The 20,895-nt window shown below is 41.9% G+C and carries 21 protein-coding genes and 1 pseudogene; 17 read left to right on the top strand and 5 right to left on the bottom strand.

The genetic code is table 11. The annotated features are described in order from the left end of the window. Positions 1-13: 13 nt before the first annotated feature. From NQ489_RS17385 to NQ489_RS17355, 7 genes are all read left to right on the top strand, one after another. Entirely contained in the window at positions 14-1,078 is a 1,065-nt protein-coding gene (locus tag NQ489_RS17385) for an FUSC family protein (protein WP_021650142.1), read from the top strand. After that, a complete protein-coding gene (locus NQ489_RS17380; RefSeq protein ID WP_021650141.1) occupies positions 1,068-1,640 on the top strand; it encodes a CDP-alcohol phosphatidyltransferase family protein in 573 nt (190 codons plus the stop codon). Before NQ489_RS17385 ends, NQ489_RS17380 begins: the two co-directional genes overlap by 11 nt. A gap of 221 nt (positions 1,641-1,861) precedes the next feature. Beyond that, positions 1,862-2,272 (top strand): IS200/IS605 family transposase, encoded by a 411-nt coding sequence (gene tnpA, locus NQ489_RS17375; RefSeq protein WP_180211310.1) that lies wholly within the window; start codon positions 1,862-1,864, stop codon positions 2,270-2,272. Positions 2,273-2,289: 17 nt separating this feature from the next. Next, positions 2,290-3,546, top strand: a complete 1,257-nt coding sequence (locus NQ489_RS17370; protein ID WP_015526510.1) for an RNA-guided endonuclease InsQ/TnpB family protein — start codon at positions 2,290-2,292, stop codon at positions 3,544-3,546. A 650-nt stretch (positions 3,547-4,196) separates the two neighbouring features. Then, a complete protein-coding gene (locus NQ489_RS17365; protein ID WP_021650138.1) occupies positions 4,197-5,222 on the top strand; it encodes a molybdopterin-binding protein in 1,026 nt (341 codons plus the stop codon). 106 nt (positions 5,223-5,328) lie between these two features. Beyond that, the gene (locus tag NQ489_RS17360) at positions 5,329-5,574 is read left to right on the top strand and encodes a hypothetical protein (protein ID WP_044960393.1); all 246 of its coding nucleotides are present in this window, start codon (positions 5,329-5,331) and stop codon (positions 5,572-5,574) included. Next, entirely contained in the window at positions 5,543-6,280 is a 738-nt protein-coding gene (locus tag NQ489_RS17355; RefSeq protein ID WP_015526508.1) for a molybdopterin-binding protein, read from the top strand. The genes NQ489_RS17360 and NQ489_RS17355 overlap by 32 nt, the downstream gene beginning before the upstream one ends. Positions 6,281-6,397: 117 nt before the next feature. Here the strand turns inward: NQ489_RS17355 and NQ489_RS17350 are convergent, their stop codons facing one another. Then, a complete protein-coding gene (locus NQ489_RS17350) occupies positions 6,398-7,102 on the bottom strand; it encodes a formate dehydrogenase accessory sulfurtransferase FdhD (protein WP_227945558.1) in 705 nt (234 codons plus the stop codon). 222 nt (positions 7,103-7,324) lie between these two features. Here NQ489_RS17350 and NQ489_RS17345 point away from each other — a divergent pair, with 222 nt between their 5' ends. The 5 genes and pseudogenes from NQ489_RS17345 to mobA all read left to right on the top strand — a co-directional run bounded on the left by NQ489_RS17345 (position 7,325) and on the right by mobA (position 10,396). Then, complete coding sequence (locus tag NQ489_RS17345) at positions 7,325-7,780, top strand: MOSC domain-containing protein (RefSeq protein WP_015526506.1); 456 nt, start codon at positions 7,325-7,327, stop codon at positions 7,778-7,780. Next, positions 7,770-8,255 (top strand): annotated as a pseudogene (moaC, locus tag NQ489_RS17340) (cyclic pyranopterin monophosphate synthase MoaC). Before NQ489_RS17345 ends, moaC begins: the two are co-directional and overlap by 11 nt. A 1-nt stretch (position 8,256) precedes the next feature. After that, positions 8,257-9,231: a GTP 3',8-cyclase MoaA gene (moaA, locus tag NQ489_RS17335; protein WP_044960389.1), complete on the top strand. Its 975-nt coding sequence runs from the start codon at positions 8,257-8,259 to the stop codon at positions 9,229-9,231. Positions 9,232-9,237: 6 nt separating this feature from the next. Next, positions 9,238-9,726 carry a MogA/MoaB family molybdenum cofactor biosynthesis protein gene (locus NQ489_RS17330; RefSeq protein WP_015526502.1) on the top strand — a complete coding sequence of 163 codons (489 nt, stop codon included), beginning with the start codon at positions 9,238-9,240 and terminating at the stop codon, positions 9,724-9,726. Next, entirely contained in the window at positions 9,713-10,396 is a 684-nt protein-coding gene (gene mobA, locus NQ489_RS17325; RefSeq protein ID WP_049946973.1) for a molybdenum cofactor guanylyltransferase, read from the top strand. Before NQ489_RS17330 ends, mobA begins: the two co-directional genes overlap by 14 nt. Before the next feature lie 162 nt (positions 10,397-10,558). Here mobA and NQ489_RS17320 read toward each other — a convergent pair whose 3' ends face one another. The 4 genes from NQ489_RS17320 to NQ489_RS17305 are packed head-to-tail and all read right to left on the bottom strand — an operon-like array spanning position 10,559 to position 14,474. Further along, a complete protein-coding gene (locus tag NQ489_RS17320; RefSeq protein ID WP_021650132.1) occupies positions 10,559-11,422 on the bottom strand; it encodes a TylF/MycF/NovP-related O-methyltransferase in 864 nt (287 codons plus the stop codon). After that, complete coding sequence (locus tag NQ489_RS17315; protein ID WP_021650131.1) at positions 11,419-12,444, bottom strand: XdhC family protein; 1,026 nt, start codon at positions 12,442-12,444, stop codon at positions 11,419-11,421. Before NQ489_RS17315 ends, NQ489_RS17320 begins: the two co-directional genes overlap by 4 nt. Before the next feature lie 31 nt (positions 12,445-12,475). Further along, positions 12,476-13,549 (bottom strand): histidine phosphatase family protein, encoded by a 1,074-nt coding sequence (locus tag NQ489_RS17310; RefSeq protein WP_021650130.1) that lies wholly within the window; start codon positions 13,547-13,549, stop codon positions 12,476-12,478. After that, complete coding sequence (locus NQ489_RS17305; protein ID WP_021650129.1) at positions 13,542-14,474, bottom strand: NTP transferase domain-containing protein; 933 nt, start codon at positions 14,472-14,474, stop codon at positions 13,542-13,544. The genes NQ489_RS17310 and NQ489_RS17305 overlap by 8 nt, the downstream gene beginning before the upstream one ends. 208 nt (positions 14,475-14,682) lie before the next feature. Between NQ489_RS17305 and NQ489_RS17300 the strand changes: the two genes are divergently transcribed. From NQ489_RS17300 to NQ489_RS17280, 5 genes are all read left to right on the top strand, one after another. Beyond that, the gene (locus NQ489_RS17300; protein ID WP_021650128.1) at positions 14,683-14,943 is read left to right on the top strand and encodes a hypothetical protein; all 261 of its coding nucleotides are present in this window, start codon (positions 14,683-14,685) and stop codon (positions 14,941-14,943) included. Positions 14,944-14,979: 36 nt separating this feature from the next. Beyond that, on the top strand, positions 14,980-17,742 hold the full coding sequence (locus tag NQ489_RS17295; RefSeq protein ID WP_021650127.1) for a molybdopterin-dependent aldehyde oxidoreductase: 2,763 nt from the start codon (positions 14,980-14,982) through the stop codon (positions 17,740-17,742). A gap of 101 nt (positions 17,743-17,843) precedes the next feature. Next, on the top strand, positions 17,844-20,138 hold the full coding sequence (locus NQ489_RS17290; RefSeq protein ID WP_044960384.1) for a pyridine nucleotide-disulfide oxidoreductase/dicluster-binding protein: 2,295 nt from the start codon (positions 17,844-17,846) through the stop codon (positions 20,136-20,138). Further along, entirely contained in the window at positions 20,138-20,359 is a 222-nt protein-coding gene (locus NQ489_RS17285; RefSeq protein ID WP_005427475.1) for a DVU_1557 family redox protein, read from the top strand. The genes NQ489_RS17290 and NQ489_RS17285 overlap by 1 nt, the downstream gene beginning before the upstream one ends. Next, entirely contained in the window at positions 20,360-20,893 is a 534-nt protein-coding gene (locus NQ489_RS17280) for a class I SAM-dependent methyltransferase (RefSeq protein WP_021650125.1), read from the top strand. Positions 20,894-20,895: the final 2 nt, after the last annotated feature.

Below are 20,895 nucleotides of genomic sequence, written 5' to 3'. Positions count from 1 at the left end.
TGGGAGGATTTATATGACATTTTATCAGGAGTTGCAGTTAAATCAGGCAGGTTCTAAAAACCTGTTGAAAAAGAGTGAAACACTAAAAGAAAAATTATATCATATGTGGGTATATCTAGTGAAGATAGCTGTTACAATGGCATTTTGTTTTTTCTTTGTTAGTATTTTCAGCATCCTATTTGGAAATGAGAACAGCATTGTAGGTGTAGTAGTCTTATTATGTCTCATGGTGTTTAGAAATGCGGATCTGGGGATCCACACCGGACAATCTACGATGCTTTTGGCTTTGTTCTTTGTAATTATGACTGTATGTCCGCATTTAGCAAACCAGCTTTCACCGGTATTGGGAATGCTGTTAAATATTGCGGCACTGGCTGTGTTGATTCTGTTCGGATGCCATAATCCATTTATGTTTAATCAATCTACATTGGTTCTTGGGTATCTGCTGCTATATGGTTATGATGTTACGGGAAAAAGCTATCAGATGCGATTAGTCGGAATGGCTTTAGGTGCAGCACTTACCTGCTTCGTATTTTATCGAAATCATAAAAACAGAACTTATAAAAGAAATCTGAAAGATCTGATACAAGAATTTGATATCACTTCTTCCAGAACAAAATGGCAGATATGTCAGATTTTATGCGTACCGATTGTCCTTTGCATTGCAGAACTTTGTAATATGCCACGTGCAATGTGGGCTGGTATTGCGGCCATGTCCGCGATTTTGCCGTTTATGGAAGATATGCACTACAGAGTCCGTAAAAGGATTGTCGGAAATATTGCAGGTGTTATATGTTTTACAGTATTATATTTTCTGCTTCCTTCGTCAATCTATGCATATATAGGAATTCTTGGTGGAATCGGTGTAGGATTTTCAGCACAATATGGCTGGCAGGCAGTATTTAACACATTTGGTGCTTTAGCCATTGCTGCAGAGACTTATGGACTACAAGGAGCGGTTAGTCTTAGAGTGATTCAAAATGTTTTTGGTGTTGTGTTTGCTTTAGCATTTTGTGTTATATTTTATTGGTTTATGTCTAAAAAAAAGGAAAGTGAGATGACCGTACATGCAGAGTGAAGTGAATCAGGAAGAAAATTTGAATAGAATTATTACGGTTCCTAATCTTCTTTCTTTTTTTCGGCTTTGTCTGATTCCGGTAATTATATGGAGTTATTGTGTAAAGAAAAATCCTCTGTTAGCTGGTGAAATCTTATTGCTGTCTGGTCTTACGGATCTTGCTGATGGATATATCGCAAGAAGATTCCATAGGATTAGTAATTTAGGAAAAATACTTGATCCGGTGGCTGATAAGCTGACACAGGCAGCGATGTTAATCTGTCTGTTTACTCGTTTTCCGCATGTGCTTCTTTTAATCGTAATAATGGCAGGTAAGGAGCTGTATATGGTAGTCAGTGGATGTCTTGTGATACGAAAGACAGGAAAAGTACATGGTGCAGACTGGCATGGAAAGATAGTAACCTTTTTATTATATGGAACTGCAGCGGTGCATATTATATGGTTCCACATTACACCGATGGTATCAGATCTGTTGATTGGTTTGTGCGCTATAGTGATGGTCATATCGGTCGCTCTGTATATTATCCAGAATACCAGGACTCTTAAGGGAGAGACTGTATAAGCAATTTTATATTGCAATGACTAGAAAAATATTTAGGAAGATAAGCGGGAATCCTCGGTAATTCAATTGCCGAGATGAAAGCGTAAACTGTGCATATCTGCACATTATAAGTAAAATATATTTATTTTTTTACTAAAAAATGCTGTATCCAGCTTTATTAAAAAAGAAAATATGTTCGGCATTTTATTGTGATATTCTTAATACTATGCTATACTATATGTATGAAGGAGAATCTTATACATTACCGCACTTGTGTGTGCAATATTAATTACCATATGGTATGGTCAGTGAAATACTGGCGGAAGATATTGAATGCGGAGATTGAAGCATATCTTCAGGAGCTGGTGCAGGAGATCGCAGCGGATAAAGGTTTTACCGTCCATTTGTTTGAATGCGGGGAAGGAGACCATGTGCACTGTTTTGTGTCTGCTCCTCCCAAATTATCCATAACTGCGATCGTGAAATATCTGAAAGGGATCACCGGCAGGAAATTATTCGAACGTTTTCCGGAAATAAGAGAACAGCTTTGGAAAGGAGAGCTGTGGAACCATTCCTATTATGTGGAAACGGTCGGGTCTGTGTCGGAAGAAAACATCCGCAGATATATTGAGCATCAGAGTAAAGTTTATTGAGATCATAGAGGTGGGAAATGCTGCTGTCAAAGAAAACATCCATAAAGGTCAGTCAGGAATATGCAAACGTCATCGGACATATGTGTTATGCGGCATCCAAGCTCTGGAATGTCTGTAATTACGAACGTCAGCATTACAAAGAAATGGGAATGGAGAAATACCCGGACTGGTATTATCAGAAAAAATCCCATAGAGAGGATCTGTGGTATAAACAGCTTCCATCTCAGACAGCCCAGGAAGTCTGCAAGCTGCTGGATAAAGCATGGAAATCTTTTTACGCCTTGAAAAGATCCGGAGGGATTGAGAATCCCAGACCACCGCGGTTTAAACAGGAAAGTATCCCCATTACCTATATGCAGATGGGAATTGTACATGAATGGGACACAGAAAAAGTCCGTCTGTCCCTTCCAAAAGCATTAAAAAGATATATGGAAGAAACGTATCAGATCCATGAGAACTTTCTTTATCTTGAAAATAAGATTTTCAGGGGCATGGATCAGATCAAACAGTTGCGGATCTACCCACCGGAAAAAGGTGAATGTAAAGTTATTGTTGTTTATGAGATTTCAGAGAGGGAAGAACTTTCGCAGAATGGACACTATCTGTCAGTTGATCTGGGACTTCATAATCTTATGACATGCTATGATTCCGGGAATGGGAATACATTTATCCTGGGCAGAAGATATCTTGCATTGGAAAGATATTTTCATAAAGAGATTGCAAGGGTGCAGGCACAATGGTATGGACAGCAGTCTGTGAAGGAAATAAAACATCCAGTCACATCAAAACATATTCGCAGATTATATCAGAAAAAGCAGAACTCGGTAACGGATTATCTGCACAAGATCACAAGATACTTTGCAAAATACTGCCGTGAACAGGGAATTACCTGTGTTGTGGCAGGGGATATCCGGAATATCCGGAAAGGAAAAGACCTGGGACACAGAACAAACCAGAAGTTCCACAATCTGCCGTATAACAGGCTCTATAGCATGATGGAATATAAGCTTAAGATGTACGGGATCCGTTTTGTAAGACAGGAAGAAAGCTATACCAGCCAGTGCAGTCCGCTGTCACCAGAGGTGGAAAAAAGATATGCACAGCCATGCAACCGAAAACAAAGGGGACTGTACAGGGACAGAAACCGGAAGTATAACGCAGATGCTGTAGGTGCATATAACATCCTGAGAAAATATCTCTCCGTATCCGGAGAGAAAAAGGAACTGTCCGTAACCGGACTAAAAACGCCAGAAATAATAAAAGTAGCTGTATAGCTCTAAAGAGCAAACAGTAGTGGTGTCATGGACGCACCCTGAAAAGGCGGTATCCCGCCTTAATTCAGATGCTCTGGTAACTCAGTTGCCGAGTAGTTCACATAGAAAATAAATCATTATAAAAAGATCCTGTTCATACTATGATATATGCGATGATTATGGAGATAACAATTATGACTGCCAGTATGGAAAGCCAGAAATAATCTATAATTCTTTGATTGCAAGGTATTTTGTTGTATTGCGTGTCTTGGTCAGGTTCACCTCCTCTCTATTTCGTCGAGTTTTTTAAGAAATCAATCTCCATTTGTTGCTGCTGTGTTTGAGCTTTTAGTAGTCGGTTTTCAGCTTTCAACTTCTCAATATCTGATAATTGAGAAATCGCTTTGTTCTTACCTCGTCGATCATATAATCCTTCGATTCCTTTATCTTTATATTTTCTAACCTATGCATAAACTTGTCCGTAGGAGCAACCATATTTATTCGCTGTAGAAGAATAATTACATCCCGTGTTCAAGGCTTTGCGGTATTTTTTCGGATTTCAATGTGTCAAACTCCCGTGTTTATGAAAGTTGTGTTTTTCTTGGCAATATGTTACAATTACTCCATATAAATTTATAACTTTTCTAGACAGAAAGTAAAAGGGGAACGTCATGAAGTGTATTAAAACAACGGACGCGGTAGGACATGTACTGTGCCATGATATTACCAGAATTGTGAAGGATGTGGTAAAAGATACAGCCTTTCGTAAAGGACATATTGTACAGGAAGAAGATATTCCGGTTTTGCTATCTCTGGGAAAAGACCATCTTTATGTGTGGGAGAAGGATGAAAATACTTTGCATGAAAATGAAGCAGCGCAGATTCTGTGTGATGTGTGCATCAATGAGAATATGCATCCAACGGATGTAAAAGAAGGAAAAATTGAGTTGATTGCAGATTGTGACGGAGTATTTCAGGTGGATGTGCCGAGGCTGGATGCTATTAATGAGATCGATGAGATTATGATTGCCACCCGTCATACAAATTTCCCGGTAAAAAAAGGTGACCGTCTTTTAGGAACCCGTGTGATTCCGCTGGTGATTGCAAAAGAAAAAATGGATTTGGTGAAGAAAACAGCAGGAGAAAAACCGCTGGTATCGCTGGCACCTTATAAGAAACGGAAGGTAGGAATTGTAACCACCGGAAATGAAGTATTTTATGGAAGAATTAAGGATACTTTCACACCGGTAATCATCGAAAAAATGAAATCTTACGGTGCTGAAATTCACGGACATATTCTGTGCAATGATGATATGGAAAAAATCACTGCCGCTATTATGAAATTAAAAGAAGAAGGGGCAGATCTGATTGTCTGTACCGGTGGTATGAGCGTGGATCCAGATGATAAGACACCGGGCGCGATCAAAAATACAGGAGCGAGAATCGTATCTTATGGTGCTCCGGTACTTCCGGGAGCGATGTTCCTGTTATCCTATCTGGAAGATGGCACACCGGTAATGGGACTGCCGGGATGTGTGATGTATGCAAAAGCCACCGTATTTGATCTTGTTCTGCCACGTATTATCGCAGGTATAGAAGTGACAAAAAAAGATCTGGCACATATGGGAAATGGCGGATTCTGTCTTGGCTGCAAAGAATGTCATTATCCGAACTGCAGCTTTGGAAAGGGCGTATAAGAGCAGGACAGGAGGAATAAGCATGGAAAAGCTTACGGTAGAGTAGGCACTGGAAGCACTGCTGGAACATACAAAAGTAATAGAGGAAACGGAAACTGTACCACTTTTGCAGGCATGTGGAAGAGTGTTGGCAAAGGATATGATTGCAGGATTTGATAACCCGCCGTTTGACAGATCACCTGTGGATGGTTATGCCTGCAAAGCGGAGGATATAACGGATGCATCAGAAAGTCATCCGGTACAGTTGACGGTATTGGAAGAGATTGATGCGGGGCAGTATTCCAGAGTCACAGTGGAAAAGGGGGCAGGCGGTTCGGATTATGACAGGCGCAGCTATTCCGAAAGGCTGTGACTGCTGTGTCCGTCAGGAGGATACAGATTATGGAGAAGAGACTGTCAGAATCTTCCGTCCGACCGGACAGTGGCAGAATTACTGTTATCAGGGAGAGAATTTTAAAAATGGAACGGTTCTTTTGAAAAAGGGTGACAAAATCGGATTTATTGAAGCAGGTATACTGGCCAGTATGGGAGTCATAAAAGTGAAGGTTTATCGTCGGGTAAGAGCAGCTGTTCTGACTATCGGAGATGAAGTAATGGCACCCGGAAAAAGATTGATTCCGGGGAAGATTTATGATTGTAATCAGGGACTTCTGGCGGTTCGCATGAAAGAATTTGGTGCAGAACTGGTGGAAGTGGCAGCCATAGAGGATCGCCCGCAGGCTATGACAGCAGCAGGCGAAGTCATGGCTCTGGACTGGGGAATTACATTGCAGTGTGATACCACAGGAAAAGAAGACGCCAGCAGTGTAGGAGTGCGAAGTCACTTTATACATCCGGTACTACCGGAAGCAGATGGCACAACGAAAAACGTATTTCCATGTAAAGTGGAAAGAGTGATTGAGGACGTGTTTTCGTATATCTTGATCGTATCTACGAAAGAAGAAGCCAGGATTCGCGTAGATGTGACGAAAGAACAATGGCAGCAGTACCAAAAGCATATTTCTGGAAATAAGATATGGATTGGGATAGATGAAAAAGATGTGATGTTATTAAAATAAATGAAAGAATCACCGTATCAAGGTTGAGGTAATCTATGATACGGTGATTCTTTCGTGAAAAATGCGAAAAAGCTTTCAATATCCAGTTCCGGTGGTTTAATATGCGGTTGTCAAACATTATTTCGTAAATACTTTCATTCGATCCCTTCTGGCTGCACAGATCAGGGTCAGGTGATATTTTTTTGCAAGATCAATTGCTTCAGAAGTAGGAGAAGCCTTGCTGGAGAGAATTGGAATCCCTGCATGGATGACCTTTAAAGTCATATCAGTTGGTATTCTGCCGCTGGAATATACCATACATTGATGCAGGTCAATATTGTGCCGCAGAGCGTAGCCGATCACTTTATCCAAAGCATTGTGCCGTCCGATATCTTCGCAGGAAAACAGAATGTGATCTTTTTGAGCGAGAATGCAGCTATGTGTGGCAAAGGTAATGCCATGGAGAGGAGAACCATCCGCAAAGGCATCCGCCATATGAAAGATCCATTCTGGTTTCCAGAAAATCGGTGTAAGTGACTGCGGCTCTTTGGATGTAACAAAGTAATCATTTAAAATATGATTGCCGGTACAGCAGGTAGGAGTTACTTCTACAAAGGCATCCGATGAGGATTGTGTGCTGCGTGCCGAATTTTTTAAATAGACTTTTGCACGTTTTCCATATTCACAGATATAGATATGATCTACATCTGTGAATATGGAAAACGTGATGATTTGTTCTGTCAGCAATCTTCCAAGAACCAGTTCAGTCAGATGCTGGGGCAGGCAAACAAGTTTCATAGTCAGATGATCATTTATATAGACATCCATCATATGTTCGTTCAATACTTCTTCTTGTTCCGTACGGGATTCTCCATTTCTTCCGATATATTGATATGTTTTTGTCTCTAGCAGAGACAGATTTTGTTATTGTTCGTTAATATACATAATTTCTCCAATTGAAAAAACAATTCTTTTATCATGTTTACTATGTGTTATACTAGATTTAGTATAACAGACATCTCTTTATTTCGAAAGAGTGAATTGAGGGATGAAGGAGGAAATAAAATGGGAAAGATTATGGCGGTAAATATCAGTGAGAAGAAAGGTACACAGAAAAAGAATGTACATAGTGCCAGACTGATGGAAGAATTTGGAATCGAGAAGGACGCCCATGCCGGCAAGTGGCATCGCCAGGTGAGTCTTCTTTCTTATGAAAAAATAGAAGAATTCAAGGCAAAGGGAGCACCGATCGAAGACGGAGCATTTGGAGAAAACCTGATTGTAAGTGGATACGATCTGAAGGCATTGCCGGTTGGCACCAGACTTCGCAGCGGAGAGGTATTATTAGAAGTGACACAGATCGGGAAAAAATGTCATAGTGGATGTGAGATTTATAAAATTATGGGTGACTGTATTATGCCAAGAGAAGGTATCTTTACCAGAGTACTTCATGGTGGCGTATTGACAGAAGGCGATGAAATTGTGATAGAGAAGGCAGCAGGTGAGGCAGATGGAGAATAAGCTGAATCATTTTGATCAGAAGGGTAACGCTGTTATGGTGGATGTGTCCGGAAAGATACCGACATCCAGAACAGCAGTAGCAAAAGGCAAGATTTGTGTCTGTCAGGCTGTGATGGATGCAGTGAAACAGGGGACTGTGAAAAAAGGAGATGTACTTGGAATAGCAAGAGTGGCTGGCATTATGGCGGTAAAACAGACATCTCATCTGATTCCGATGTGTCATCCGCTGATGATTTAGAAGTGTTCGGTAGATTTTGAACTGGATGAAGAAAATCTTGAAATTACGGCAATCTGTACAGCCAAAACGGAAGGTCAGACCGGTGTGGAGATGGAGGCGCTTACTGGTGTGAATGTGGCACTTTTGACAATTTATGACATGTGTAAGGCAATTGACAAGTCCATGGAGCTGACGGACATTCATCTGGTAGAAAAAAGCGGAGGAAAAAGCGGGTTATATCGAAACCCGAAAGAATAGTATGAAGGATAGATTTGGAAGAGAGATTGACTATCTGCGGATATCCATTACAGATCGATGTAATCTCAGGTGCGTCTATTGTATGCCGGAAAATGGAGTTGTGCAGATCCCGCATGAAGAAATTCTGACTTATGATGAGATTACCAGAATCAGCAGATGTATGACTGGTTTAGGTATACGTAAGATCAAACTGACCGGAGGAGAACCGTTAATTAGAAAGAATTGTGCCACACTGGTTCGAATGTTAAAAGAACTTCCTGGCATCGAAAAAGTGACATTAACGACCAATGGTGTATTGCTCGAAGAACAGATAGCAGATCTGGCAGAAGCGGGGCTTGATGATATAAATATCAGTCTGGATACTTTAAATGCAGCAGAGTTTGCAAAGGTAACCAGGAGAGAAAGTCTGGATCGGGTGCTGGAGGGAATCCAGGCGGCATTACAGTATCCGCAGATTGGATTGAAGATTAATTGTGTGCCGGTAGTGGAAGAGCAGGAAAATCTGGTATCGATAGCGAGACTTGCAAAGCAATATCCGATTCATGTTCGTTTCATTGAAATGATGCCGATTGGATATGGAAAGGATTTTCAGTTTCGGGGAGAAAGTGAAATATGCGAAATATTAGAGAAAGCATATGGAAGAATGACTCCAATAAAAGAACGATATGGGAATGGACCGTGTCATTATTATAAAATAGAAGAATTTCAGGGTAAAATAGGATTTATCAGTGCGATGACGCATAAGTTTTGCGACCAGTGTAATCGTGTGCGTATGACAGCAGAAGGATTTTTAAAAGCCTGTCTGCAATATCAGACTGGAACGGATTTGAAGAATTTGATGCGTTCAGGATGCACAGATGATGAACTGACAGAGGCAATACAGAAAGTAATATGGGAAAAACCGGTCAGTCATCATTTTACATCGGAAGAGATTGAGACAGATGAATGTAAATTAATGTCCCAGATAGGAGGATAAGGAATTATGAAAGCTGCGATTATCACATCCAGTGATTCCGGATATGCAGGAGAGAGAGAAGATAAAAGTGGTTCGGTAATCCAGGAAATTTTGGAAGCGAACGATTACGAAGTGGTGCATACCATTCTTTTGCCGGATGACAGAAAGATGCTGGCAGATGAGATGGCTCGTATAGCAGATGAGGGAATAGCAGAGATGATTGTAACTACGGGTGGAACCGGATTTTCGCCGAGAGACTGTATGCCGGAGGCAACAAAGGATATTATAGAACGTGAAGTGCCGGGGATTCCGGAAGCAATGAGAGCATATAGTATGACGATTACACCAAGAGCTATGCTCAGTCGTGCAGCAGCAGGTATTCGAAAAGGAACACTGATCGTGAATCTGCCGGGAAGCCCGAAAGCAGTCAGAGAAAGTCTGGAATATATTATTCCAGCGCTGGAACATGGATTACAGATCCTGACCGGGGAGGCAACGAACTGTGCCAGAAAATAATCGGAAAATGCAGACTGATATATCTGAATTAGAAAACGGTCAGTTGGCAGAACAGCAATTGCCATCAGATTTTACGCTGGTAGTCCTGGCAGGTGGTGCCAGCAGCCATATGGGAAGGGAGAAGTCAGATCTGCTTTTAGATGGACAGACATTTTTGGAGATACAGATCGGAAAAGGATGTCAGTTGGGAGCAAAACAGATCTTAATTTCTGGATATCGTGGAACACAGTGTGGGGAAGAGATTGTGCCGGATCGAATTTCCGGTCAGGGTCCACTTGGCGGTCTGGAGAGCTGTTTTCGAAGGGCAAAGACAGAAAAATGCCTGGTGCTGGGGGTAGATACGCCGCTGGTACCTGTGGAAGAACTTCAAAATCTGTTGAAGTTCGCAATGGAAAAAGCCGACCAACCGGTGACTATGCTGTGTCATAATGGAAAAGAAGAATCGCTGATAGCGGTATATGATGCCAGACTTTATAAAGAGATCACAGATTTTCTGGAATCAGGAAGATCATCGGTGTATCGTTTTTTAAATACAGTGGGATATTCCCTATACCATACCAGTGCACCGGAAAACTATTTTCAGAATATCAATGATCCGGAAATCTATAAGAAAGTCTGCACGGAATGCGAAATTGCTGATATTTTCATAAAGGAATCCGTTAAACTATAGATTTTTAAATACTGTAGGAATTTTTGTTTGTTATACGGAATCCAATGAGGGATATTTTCAGAATATTAACGATTCTGATACATATTTAAAGACTGAAGGGTATCTCGTAAAATAGTATAATACAGAAGGCGTATAGGATTATGAAAGGCTTCCAATTAGGTTTTAAATGATTTTTCGGATAATAGCACTTCCATGCAGATCGCATACAGGATCTGCAAACAGGTGGTGTTTCAGGCAGAATTCGTCTACAGCTTTGTTACATCCGGAAAACTGGGTACTGTATACGTCATGGATCAGGAGAACTCCGCCGATAGACAGACGTTCATAAAATAGAGGTAATGCAGCAGCAGTTGGAGCATAGAGATCTGCATCTAATGATACGAAACAGAAAGTTTCATCGGTAATATCGGAAAAAGTATCCGGAAACCATCCTTTATGGATGATCACATGTGATGGATCAGGCATGATGCGAAGAACAGAGTCTACATCTGTAGAAGAAAAGTCACCTGTTTTAGCGCGAGACAGATGCCTGGAGGTTTCTACGGCAATATCTTTTTCTGAAAAGCCTTCAAAAGTATCAAAAAGATGTATTTTTCGATCCGGAAAGGCCGTACTGATCAGGCAAGAAAAATCACCCTGGAAAACACCAAGTTCTGCCACATCTCCAGGGATATTTTGTTGATGTATTTGTTCGGCTAAAAGGCGCATAACCGCAACCCGTGCATCAAACATGCGAAGTGCAGAAGGATCACAAAATGAACCGTGATAGCCCAAGTGCTCCATCTGCTGCATCATAGAACCACGCCGCTCTTCATCCAATACACCAAGAATAATCAGATCAGGAAGAAGAGCAGCGGCCTTTGATGGAGAACAGATTGGGATATTACCAATAAATTGTCCATGTTTGCGCGGATCATTATCGGCAAAGCACATGATCTGATAGGAATTTCCAAGAAGTCGGGCAGTCATCTGCCCAATCTGTCCGGCACCGAATATAATAGTTTTGTAGATATGTTTTGTCATCATTTCATAGCAGCCTTTCTTTCAGCTCGAACCTGAATCATTTGTCCTGTGATAGATATTGCGATTTCAGCAGGTGTTTCTGCTTTAATATTAAGTCCCACAGGCGTGATAATACGGTCTAATTCTCGCTCATCGATTCCATACTCTTCTACGAGACGATGAAATACACCAGCTCTTTTGGCGAGACTTCCAATGACGCCGATATAGCATGCAGGTGTGGCAAGAAGTTGTGCCTGCACAATCGTATCATAGGCATGACCTCGTGTCATGACACAGCAATAATCAGCATCTGTGATAGAAATGCTCTGATCCAGATGATCAAAATCGCAAAGGATTGTCTCCGCTGCATCCGGGAAAAGAGCAGGATCTGTAAATTCCGGACGGTCATCCAGAACGATGCAGTGAAAGTCAACACTTGCAAGTATTGGTACCAGCTTTTGTGAAACATGCCCGCCTCCAAATACATAGACAGTTCCGGATGTACCGATTTGTTCTGTAAACAGGTCACAGGTTTCATTGCGATGACGGCATGGTCTTGCAGATAAGGAAGATAAGATGGAAGAAGGAACATCAGCATTTCCAGTCAATCCATAGGATGCACTGTACAGACTCATACCGGATGTAGCATGAAGATCACAGATCAGCCAGAAATCTTTTCGTTCTTTATATAATGTTTCAGCAGTTACTGCAAGTTCCATAATAATAGGGTCATTATGGTCCAGATACTGGAAAAATACGGTAACATCACCACCACAAATCATACCGATATTCTCAACATCTTTGCGATTCAACCGGAATTCATGTTCACAGGATTCTTTCTTTTCAAGAATATCAAGTGCCATAAGCTCTGCACGATGTTCGACAGAACCTCCGCCTATGGTTCCGGCAACTCGGCCTTTTTTTCCAACCAACATACGGGAACCGGCACCTCTTGGCGTTGATCCTGAGGAAGCAACGATGGATGCAAGCACAAGGTCGTTTTCTTTTTGAAATTCTTGTTGTATGATCTGAAATAAAGTTCTCATATATAAAACACCTCCTGTAATTTTCTATAAGTCATATCGTCATGTGACAGATGGTCTGTATCATATTTTGCAGATCAAGAGCCTGTTTAAGCTGTCGTTCATGAGATTTCAAAGCTTCGGGACTGTTACACTTACACAGACTGTCCGCAAATCGTTTTTCGATGGTTACACGTTCGGTTTCCTGAATCAGTTTATCTGATAAAAAGACGATAGCCGCTTCATTCAGAAGTGTCTTCTGTAAACCATGATGTTGTGAAATAATCTGACTGATTTCAGTATAGCCTAATTGTAAGAAAAGATCACCACCTGTTTTGGTGTGATGTTTTTGAAGTCTGGCAATATCGTGAAGGAGTGCTCCGGAGCGAATCAGTTTTTTATTAAAAAAGTAACCATGAGATTCCAGCAGATCGCAGAAATGGCAAGCCAATTCAGTCACTGCATCACTGTGCGCTTGTACATGATGAGGAAGAGACACCGAATCGCGAAGCATCCGGCATAGTTCGTCATGCAAGTCAGGATGAGGCAGCAGGTAAGTCGAATCAGATAAGGCAACATGATCGTTATCGTCTGCGTTCAGATGATAATAGGAACCACATGGAAGACGAAAATACTGTCTGGCATGCTGTTTTGAATCAAGCAAATACAGATAAGAAGAAATTACATCTGTATGAGAAACAATCGCAATATCACCCTCAGAAGAACGAAGAATCTCATAAATTGCTTGCGAAAAACGCATGCCAGATGCGAAAGGAGTTTCTGCTCCTGGAATCGGGTAATCAGGATTCATTCCACGTGCTTCATATATGTCCGGCCATCTTTTGCGTATCTCATCAAATGAAAGACCATCCCATTCTCCCAGATTTCGTTCTGTTAAATCTGAGATAGTGATATGTGGAAGATCAGGTGTGATATGTGCAGCCGTTTCCATAGCTCTTGATAAAGGACTGCAGTAAACAGCAGTTATTTTATCATCCAGTTCTCCGTGAAGAAGGACTGACTGCAGATGTCCAAGCATAGATAAAGAAAAATCAGTCTGACCGATACAGTAAGAATGTTCATCTGGATATTGTGGTTTTCCGTGTCGAATAAGATAAAGATTACGCATTGAAAAATCCTCTGAAACACTTTTCAAATATTGCTTCGGAACAGGTACGTGTTTCCTCTGAAAAACGGGCATATCGCTTCAAAAATTCTTCTCCGTATGGTGTCAGCTCACTGTGACTGCCCTTTACACCGCCCTGACTTCGAATAATCAGCGGTTCATGAAGCTGAGATTCTAATGTATGGATCAGATTCCAGCTGGTGGAGTAGGAAATGTGCATGCGTTCGCAGGCATCACGAACAGATCCTGTTTCATGAATCAGTGTAAGCAGCGAATAAAGCTGTTCATCAAAGAAGACCTTTTCCCGTGCCAGCTGAATCTGAATCTCTGAACGGATCAGACTTTGATTGTGTGCACGAAGAAGTTCTACATAATCCTCTGGTGTATCCGCATCATGAATGATTCCAGGATCTTCTACATTTAAACAATACATGGGAGTTCCACAATGTTCTACAGCACCCTTCAGACCAGTGTTTCCATCATTGCTTAAAATGGACTCAATTAATGAGGAACGAATCAGGATCGGATGACCTGGAGTTCCGTTACAGACCGGAGTGACAAGAGGCTGTCCAAGAGAAAGCATTTGTGTAACGGTATGTGCTGTGAATAGTGGAACATCTACAGGTGTAAAGAGTACCGTATCCACTTTGTCTTTTAAATATTCCAGTCCAATCCTGACAGAATCAAACATATGAGTAGTTTCATAGTCCTCATTTCGAAGAAAAATAACATGATTGGAAGCAAGGTGGCGTTCCAGAGCATCCGCATTGTATCCGGTTACCACCACTATTTTAGAGATTCCGGCCTGCCGGAAGTTATTAATCACACGCTGCGCGATGGAAATGGATCCAAGCTGAAGCATGGGCTTGAAGTCTCCCATTCGTGACGATTTCCCTGCAGCTACGATGAGAGCACCTGTCTGCATCATAGATACCTCCTAAAAATAACATTGTACAAATTTGATATTATTATAGCATGAAAAGTGAGGATAAATAGTAAAATTTTCGACAAAGTAATAAAACGATATAAAAAATAGCAAAAAATAGCCAACTAATAATTATTTACAATTTGTAAAACTGTACAAAAATATGATAACATGAAATTATACAAAATAATGTAAACAGGAGAACGTTTCCATGGATAAGATTTTTGAAATTACCGCAAAAGAAGTTACGATACAGGTAAAAGATGAGCGCACAGGAGAGCAATACAGTCGGACACTTCCGATTGATTATTATGAGAATGCGAATGTTTTAAAACTCAGCGGTGAGAATCTGGACGGAAGCAGCTCTTCCATTGTTTTCTATTCTGTCAGAGGAATGGAAAAACTTAAAGATCTGACGGGTAAGGGAGCCGATCATGATCCATGCGGAACACATAAGTCAGAAGATTTGTAACATCGGAACGTGTATTTTTTAAAGGAGGAATGAAACATGATTAAAAAGGCATTGAAGATCAATGGTGTGGAGCGAATCCTTATTCTTGATAAGGATGAGACACTGGCTCAGGTACTTCGTGAGCATCTTCTTCTTACAGGATGTAAGATCGGTTGTGGAGAAGGTCATTGCGGAGCATGTAATGTTATTATGAACGGAAAAGTTACAAGATCCTGTATTTACAAGATGAGCCGTGTTCCGGACAATGCAGAGATCACAACAATCGAGGGTGTGGGAACAATTTCTGATATGCATCCGATACAGGTTGCATGGATGGCATATGGATGTGCACAGTGTGGTTTCTGTTCACCAGGTTTTATTATTTCAGCAAAGGTTCTTCTCGATAATAATCCGAGCCCTACCCGTGAAGAAGTGAGGGACTGGTTTAACAAGCAGCGTAATCTCTGTCGTTGTACAGGTTACAAGCCGCTTATCGATGCGACCATGGCGGCAGCAGCAGTTATGCGTGGCGAGATGACTAAAGAAGACCTCGTATTCAAGCAGACAGGTGATTCTATCGTCGGTACAAACTATATCCGTCCATCAGCAGCACAGAAGGTAACAGGTACCTGGGATTTCGGTGCAGATGATGCATTAAAGATGCCGGAGGGAACTCTTCGTCTTGCACTTACACAGGCCAAGGTTTCTCACGCAAATATTCTCAGTATCGATACAACAGAAGCAGAGAGTATGCCGGGAGTTGTTCGTGTTATTACAGCGAAGGACATTAAGGCAGCAGGCGGAACCAACAAGATCAATGGTCTTGTAATGCTTCCGAAACACAATAAGACAGACGGATTTGAGCGTCCTGTACTCTGCGACGAAAAGATCTTTCAGTTTGGTGATGCGATTGCGATCGTAGCTGCCGACACAGAAGAGCATGCACGTGCAGCAGCAGATGCAGTTAAGGTGGAGATCGAAGAACTTCCTGCATATATGAACGCAATGGATGCAATCGCACCGGATGCAGCAGAGATCCATCCTGGTACTCCAAACGCATTTTTTGAGACAAACTGTATCAAGGGACCGGACTTTGACTGGGACAGCATTCCGGATTCACAGCAGGTTGAGATCGAGTCCTACTGTTCACGCCAGCCTCATCTTCACCTTGAGCCGGACTGTGGTTATGGATATATTGATGAAGACGGTATGATAACAGTGCATTCCAAATCTATCGGTATACATCTTCATATGCCTATGATCGCAGATGGTATCGGTGTACCAATGGAAAACTTAAGACTTGTTCAGAACCATGCAGGCGGAACATTTGGTTACAAGTTCTCACCGACAAATGAGGCTCTGATTGGTGCAGCTGTTAAGATTCTGGAACGTCCGGTATCGCTGGTATTTAATCAGTTCCAGAACATTACTTATACAGGAAAGAGATCTCCTGCATTTATGAATATTAAGCTTGCAGCAGATGAAAATGGTAAACTCTTAGCACTTTGGGGTAACAACTATGTAGATCACGGTCCATATTCAGAATTTGGCGATCTGCTTACCATGAGACTTTCTCAGTTTACAGGCGCAGGTTATGGAATTAATTCTATTCGTAATAAATCAACAACCGTATTTACAAACCATGCATGGGGCTCCGCATTCCGTGCTTATGGTTCACCACAGTCTTATATGGGATCTGAGATTGCGATTGACGTGCTGGCAGCTAAGATGGGAATCGATCCGTTTGATATCCGTGAAATGAACTGCTATAAAGAATCAGAGGGCACTACCATCCCGACAGGTTATCCACCGGAGGTATATTGTGAGGAAGATTTGTTTAAGAAAGCACGTCCATTGTATGAAGCGGCGAAAAAACGTGTTGCCGAAAAGAATGCAGCTTCTGACGGAAAGATGAAATATGGTATCGGTGTATCTCTTGGAGTATACGGTTGTGGTCTTGATGGTGTTGATACATCAAATGCATTTGCAGAATTAAATCCGGATGGAACCGTTACGATGTATGCTGCATGGGAAGATCATGGACAGGGGGCTGATATGGGTGTTCTTGTATCATCTCATGAAACACTGCGTCAGGCAGGAATCAGACCGGAACAGATTAAACTGGTTATGAATGATACGAAGACATGTCCGAATGCAGGACCTGCAGGAGGATCACGCTCACAGGTTATGTCAGGTAATGCATGTCGTCTGGCTGCAGAAAATCTTGTAGCAGCAATGAAGAAAGAAGACGGAACATTCCGTACTTATGATGAGATGGTAGCAGAAGGGCTTGCAACAAAATATGAAGGTAACTGGGTAACTACATTCTGTGCAGATCATCCGATCGATCAGGATACCGCACAGGGCGATCCATTTGCAACTTATATGTATACTATCTTCCTGCCGGAAGTTGCTGTTAATACAGAAACAGGTAAAGTTACCGTTGAGAAATTTACTTGCGTAGCTGACGTAGGTACGATCATGAACAGACTTCTTGTAGAAGGTAATTTCTATGGTGGTCTTGTACAGGGTATCGGTCTTGCTCTTTCGGAAGATTTTGAAGATTTGAACCATGACACCACTTTGAAGAATTGTGGTATTCCATATCCAAAGGATGCTCCGGATGATATTGAACTTCACTTCAATGAAACATATCGTCCAAGTGGTCCTTACGGTGCGGCTGGTTGTGGTGAGGCTCCACTGGATGCTCCACATCCTGCAATCCTGAATGCAATCTTTAATGCGACAGGTGCACGTATTACACGTATCCCTGCCCGTCCGGAAAGGGTTCTTGCAGCATTAAAAGAACTTGAGAAATAAGCTTAATTCATAATGTGGTTGGAGTAAAAGCTGCCAACTGTGATATAATCAGGGGAGACGGGAAACTGCCTCCCCTTTACAGACGAAAGGAGTATCAGGTTATGACATACATACAGGAGAGGGGTTCTACTCACGTTTATCATGTAAATCGAATGTCAAAAGAAGAGATGGATCATATGATCAGTCTCTGCGTCCATGAACAGCCGGCCTACTGTGTTGCAGCCTGTCCTTTCAAAATGGATACAAAAGAGATGCTGTATTATGCTGCAAAAGGAAATTTTAAGAAAGCGTTGGCAATTTATGAGAAAATTACACCATTTCCAATGATTCTCTGTGATGGATGTACGGCACCTTGCGAAGATAATTGCAAGCTTTGTGAACTTGGTGATGGTGTCTCCATACGAGAAGTAGAACGTGCGATTGTCCGGTATGGAGAACCGGGAAGAAGAAGCAGTGTATTCCGCATGAGAAAGAAGAAAAAGGCAGCAATCTTTGGTTCTGGATTATTTCCACTGTTTCTTGCGGGGGAACTGGAAAAGAAAATGTATCCTACGACGATTTATTGTAAGGAAGAAGATTATGAAAGCTATATTGCAGCGGCAACCGGACATCTTTTGGAATCAGACCGCAGCAATGAAGCGAAACGTCTGAAATCTATGGATCTTTCTTTTGAATTTGGATGCAGTTTGAATCTTTCGTTTATCAGAGAAAAAATGGAACTGGCAGATGTGGTATGCGCATCAGAAGAAGTGGCAAAAATGTTAGCTCCGGAAGAAGCAGCAGATGTCGAGATTATGTTAAGAGAACAGGCAAAGATTGTCAGCGGACCTGCGGAATCTGTGATGGATGCGGCTTTTGCCGCAAAGCGGGCAGCTTTGACAGTGGATCTTCTGGTACAGAATTTATCGCCGCACAGCAACAGAGGCAGTGAAGGAGCAGTGACTACCAAGCTTTATACGAACATGGAAGGAATCCATGGATCGAATAAGATTTTCTGTGGTCAGGATGGGTATTCAAAAGAAGAAGCTGTAGAAGAAGCAAAACGATGTATTCAGTGTCATTGTGACGAATGCATGAAAGGCTGTGTGTATTTAAGTGAATATCAAAAACATCCGGGTTTATTAGCCCGTGAGATCTATAATAATACGCAGATTATCATGGGAGATCATCCGATGAACAAACCGATGAATGCCTGTGCCCTCTGTGGACAGTGTACGGTGATCTGTCCGAATGGATTTGATATGAGTCAGGTGTGTAAGTCAGCAAGAGAAAATATGGTATCCACAGATAAGATGCCGCTGGCGCCACATGAATTTGCACTGATGGACATGTTATTTTCAAATTCAGAGGCTTTTTTGAGCAGACTCCAGCCGGGATATGAAACTTGCAGATATGTATTTTTCCCGGGCTGTCAGGCAGGTGCGATAGCGCCGGATGTGGTTATACAGGCATACGAAGATTTAAGTAATCGGGTAGCTGGAGGCGTTGCTCTGATGCTGGGATGCTGTGGTGCAATCAGCGAATGGGCGGGTCGCTATGAAATGACAGAAAAAGTAAATGAGCAGCTGAAACAGGAACTGGCCAAGCTTGGTGATCCGATCATCATTGCAGGCTGTCCAAGCTGCATGAAGCAGCTAAAAGAAAGTATTGGAGCACATGTTATAGGAATCTGGGAAATTTTGAGAAAAATCGGACTTCCACAGCAGGCGAAAGGACTGGAGATACCGGTTGCCATACATGATGCCTGTGGTGCCAGAGGGGATGCACAGACACAAGATATGATACGACAACTTTTGTCGGATATGGGATGTATCGTTGAAGATACAGAATATTCCAGAGATTTGTCTCCATGTTGTGGATATGGAGGTCTGACGGCATATGCCAATAAAGATATGGCAGCGAAAATGACAGAAAAGTGTCTGGAACGTTCCGATGCACCATATATTACATACTGCATGGCATGCAGAGACCGATTTGCCAGAGAGGGAAGAGAATCCCGACATATACTTGAACTTCTGTATGGGGCAAATGCCAGCAATATGCCTGATATCAGTGAGAAACGCTACAACAGGCTCATATTGAAACAAACACTTTTAAAAAACATCTGGAATGAGGAATCGGTCATGGAGAAAAAAGACTATACTGTTGCCTATACAGAGGAGGCAATCCATATGATGGATGAGCGCATGATACTGAAAAGTGATGTGGAACGTGTGTTATCAGATTACAGAGAAAATCAGGAGGCAATCCTGGATGAAGAAACAAAAGAACTGGTGACAAGAAGCAGACTGGGAAATGTCACATTCTGGGTGCGGTTTGTGGAAACAGAAGACGGATATCTGGTACACAGAGCATACAGTCATCGAATGAATATTATGAAAAGGGTGGGACAGTAATGGCAGTAGAAAGAACATATTATACGATTGATCCGGAAGGAAAGCTGACCTGCATGAAATGTAAGGTTCCTCTTGTAAAAGGAAAAGCAAAATTTATGTACCTGGAAAATGGGTTTCCTGTGGAAATGCCTGTCTGTCCAAAGTGTGGGTTTGTGTATGTTCCGGAAGAACTCGCACTTGGAAAAGTGCTTGCGGTGGAGCGTGCACTGGAGGATAAATAGATGAACAGGCATCCGGGAGGGGAAGCGCAGACGCTTCATCTTCTGGAGAACATAGAATGGAAAAAAGAAATGAAAGCACTGGATCTTGGAGCAGGAGAAGGAGACACGGTTCGAATCCTGAAATCATTTGGGCTGGAAGCACATGGCGTGGATCTTTTCCCACGGGGCAGTGATGTGGAAATTGGCGATTTTCTGCATTTGCAGTATTCATCAGACAGTATAGATCTTTGCATCAGCCAGTGTGCATTTTTTGTCAGCAGAGATCAGAAAAATGCACTATCTGAATGTTGGCGTGTTTTGAAAAAGGGAGGTTTTCTTTTACTGTCAGATCTGGATACTGGAAATCTTTTGGAAATGGCAGAACAGACAGGATTTACCATTCTCCGACAGGAGGATCAGACGTTACTTTGGCGGGAATATTATCTGGAAGCAATCTGGAATGATTCGTTCTGCTGCGAAGAGTATACGATTCTGCAGAAAGAATATAAAGGAAAGAAGCTGCGCTATACCATGTTGGTTGGCAGAAAGGAGTAGCA

This window comes from Blautia sp. KLE_1732_HM_1032 (assembly GCF_025147905.1).
GTDB lineage: Bacteria > Bacillota > Clostridia > Lachnospirales > Lachnospiraceae > Blautia_A > Blautia_A fusiformis.
The sequence above is the reverse complement of the archived record's forward strand: the minus strand, read 5'-3'. Positions and strand labels throughout refer to the sequence as shown.

Bases quoted from the DNA above. Each gene is read 5' to 3' on its own strand.
- NQ489_RS17380 (WP_021650141.1), top strand. From the start codon at position 1,068: ATGCAGAGTGAAGTGAATCAGGAAGAAAATTTGAATAGAATTATTACG.
- NQ489_RS17315 (WP_021650131.1), bottom strand. From the start codon at position 12,444: ATGAGAACTTTATTTCAGATCATACAACAAGAATTTCAAAAAGAAAAC.
- NQ489_RS17285 (WP_005427475.1), top strand. From the start codon at position 20,138: ATGGCAGTAGAAAGAACATATTATACGATTGATCCGGAAGGAAAGCTG.
- NQ489_RS17290 (WP_044960384.1), top strand. From the start codon at position 17,844: ATGACATACATACAGGAGAGGGGTTCTACTCACGTTTATCATGTAAAT.
- NQ489_RS17320 (WP_021650132.1), bottom strand. From the start codon at position 11,422: ATGATGACAAAACATATCTACAAAACTATTATATTCGGTGCCGGACAG.
- moaA (WP_044960389.1), top strand. From the start codon at position 8,257: ATGAAGGATAGATTTGGAAGAGAGATTGACTATCTGCGGATATCCATT.
- NQ489_RS17305 (WP_021650129.1), bottom strand. From the start codon at position 14,474: ATGATGCAGACAGGTGCTCTCATCGTAGCTGCAGGGAAATCGTCACGA.
- NQ489_RS17310 (WP_021650130.1), bottom strand. From the start codon at position 13,549: ATGCGTAATCTTTATCTTATTCGACACGGAAAACCACAATATCCAGAT.
- NQ489_RS17300 (WP_021650128.1), top strand. From the start codon at position 14,683: ATGGATAAGATTTTTGAAATTACCGCAAAAGAAGTTACGATACAGGTA.
- NQ489_RS17330 (WP_015526502.1), top strand. From the start codon at position 9,238: ATGAAAGCTGCGATTATCACATCCAGTGATTCCGGATATGCAGGAGAG.
- NQ489_RS17365 (WP_021650138.1), top strand. From the start codon at position 4,197: ATGAAGTGTATTAAAACAACGGACGCGGTAGGACATGTACTGTGCCAT.
- NQ489_RS17295 (WP_021650127.1), top strand. From the start codon at position 14,980: ATGATTAAAAAGGCATTGAAGATCAATGGTGTGGAGCGAATCCTTATT.
- NQ489_RS17355 (WP_015526508.1), top strand. From the start codon at position 5,543: ATGACAGGCGCAGCTATTCCGAAAGGCTGTGACTGCTGTGTCCGTCAG.
- NQ489_RS17345 (WP_015526506.1), top strand. From the start codon at position 7,325: ATGGGAAAGATTATGGCGGTAAATATCAGTGAGAAGAAAGGTACACAG.
- tnpA (WP_180211310.1), top strand. From the start codon at position 1,862: ATGAAGGAGAATCTTATACATTACCGCACTTGTGTGTGCAATATTAAT.
- NQ489_RS17385 (WP_021650142.1), top strand. From the start codon at position 14: ATGACATTTTATCAGGAGTTGCAGTTAAATCAGGCAGGTTCTAAAAAC.
- NQ489_RS17370 (WP_015526510.1), top strand. From the start codon at position 2,290: ATGCTGCTGTCAAAGAAAACATCCATAAAGGTCAGTCAGGAATATGCA.
- NQ489_RS17280 (WP_021650125.1), top strand. From the start codon at position 20,360: ATGAACAGGCATCCGGGAGGGGAAGCGCAGACGCTTCATCTTCTGGAG.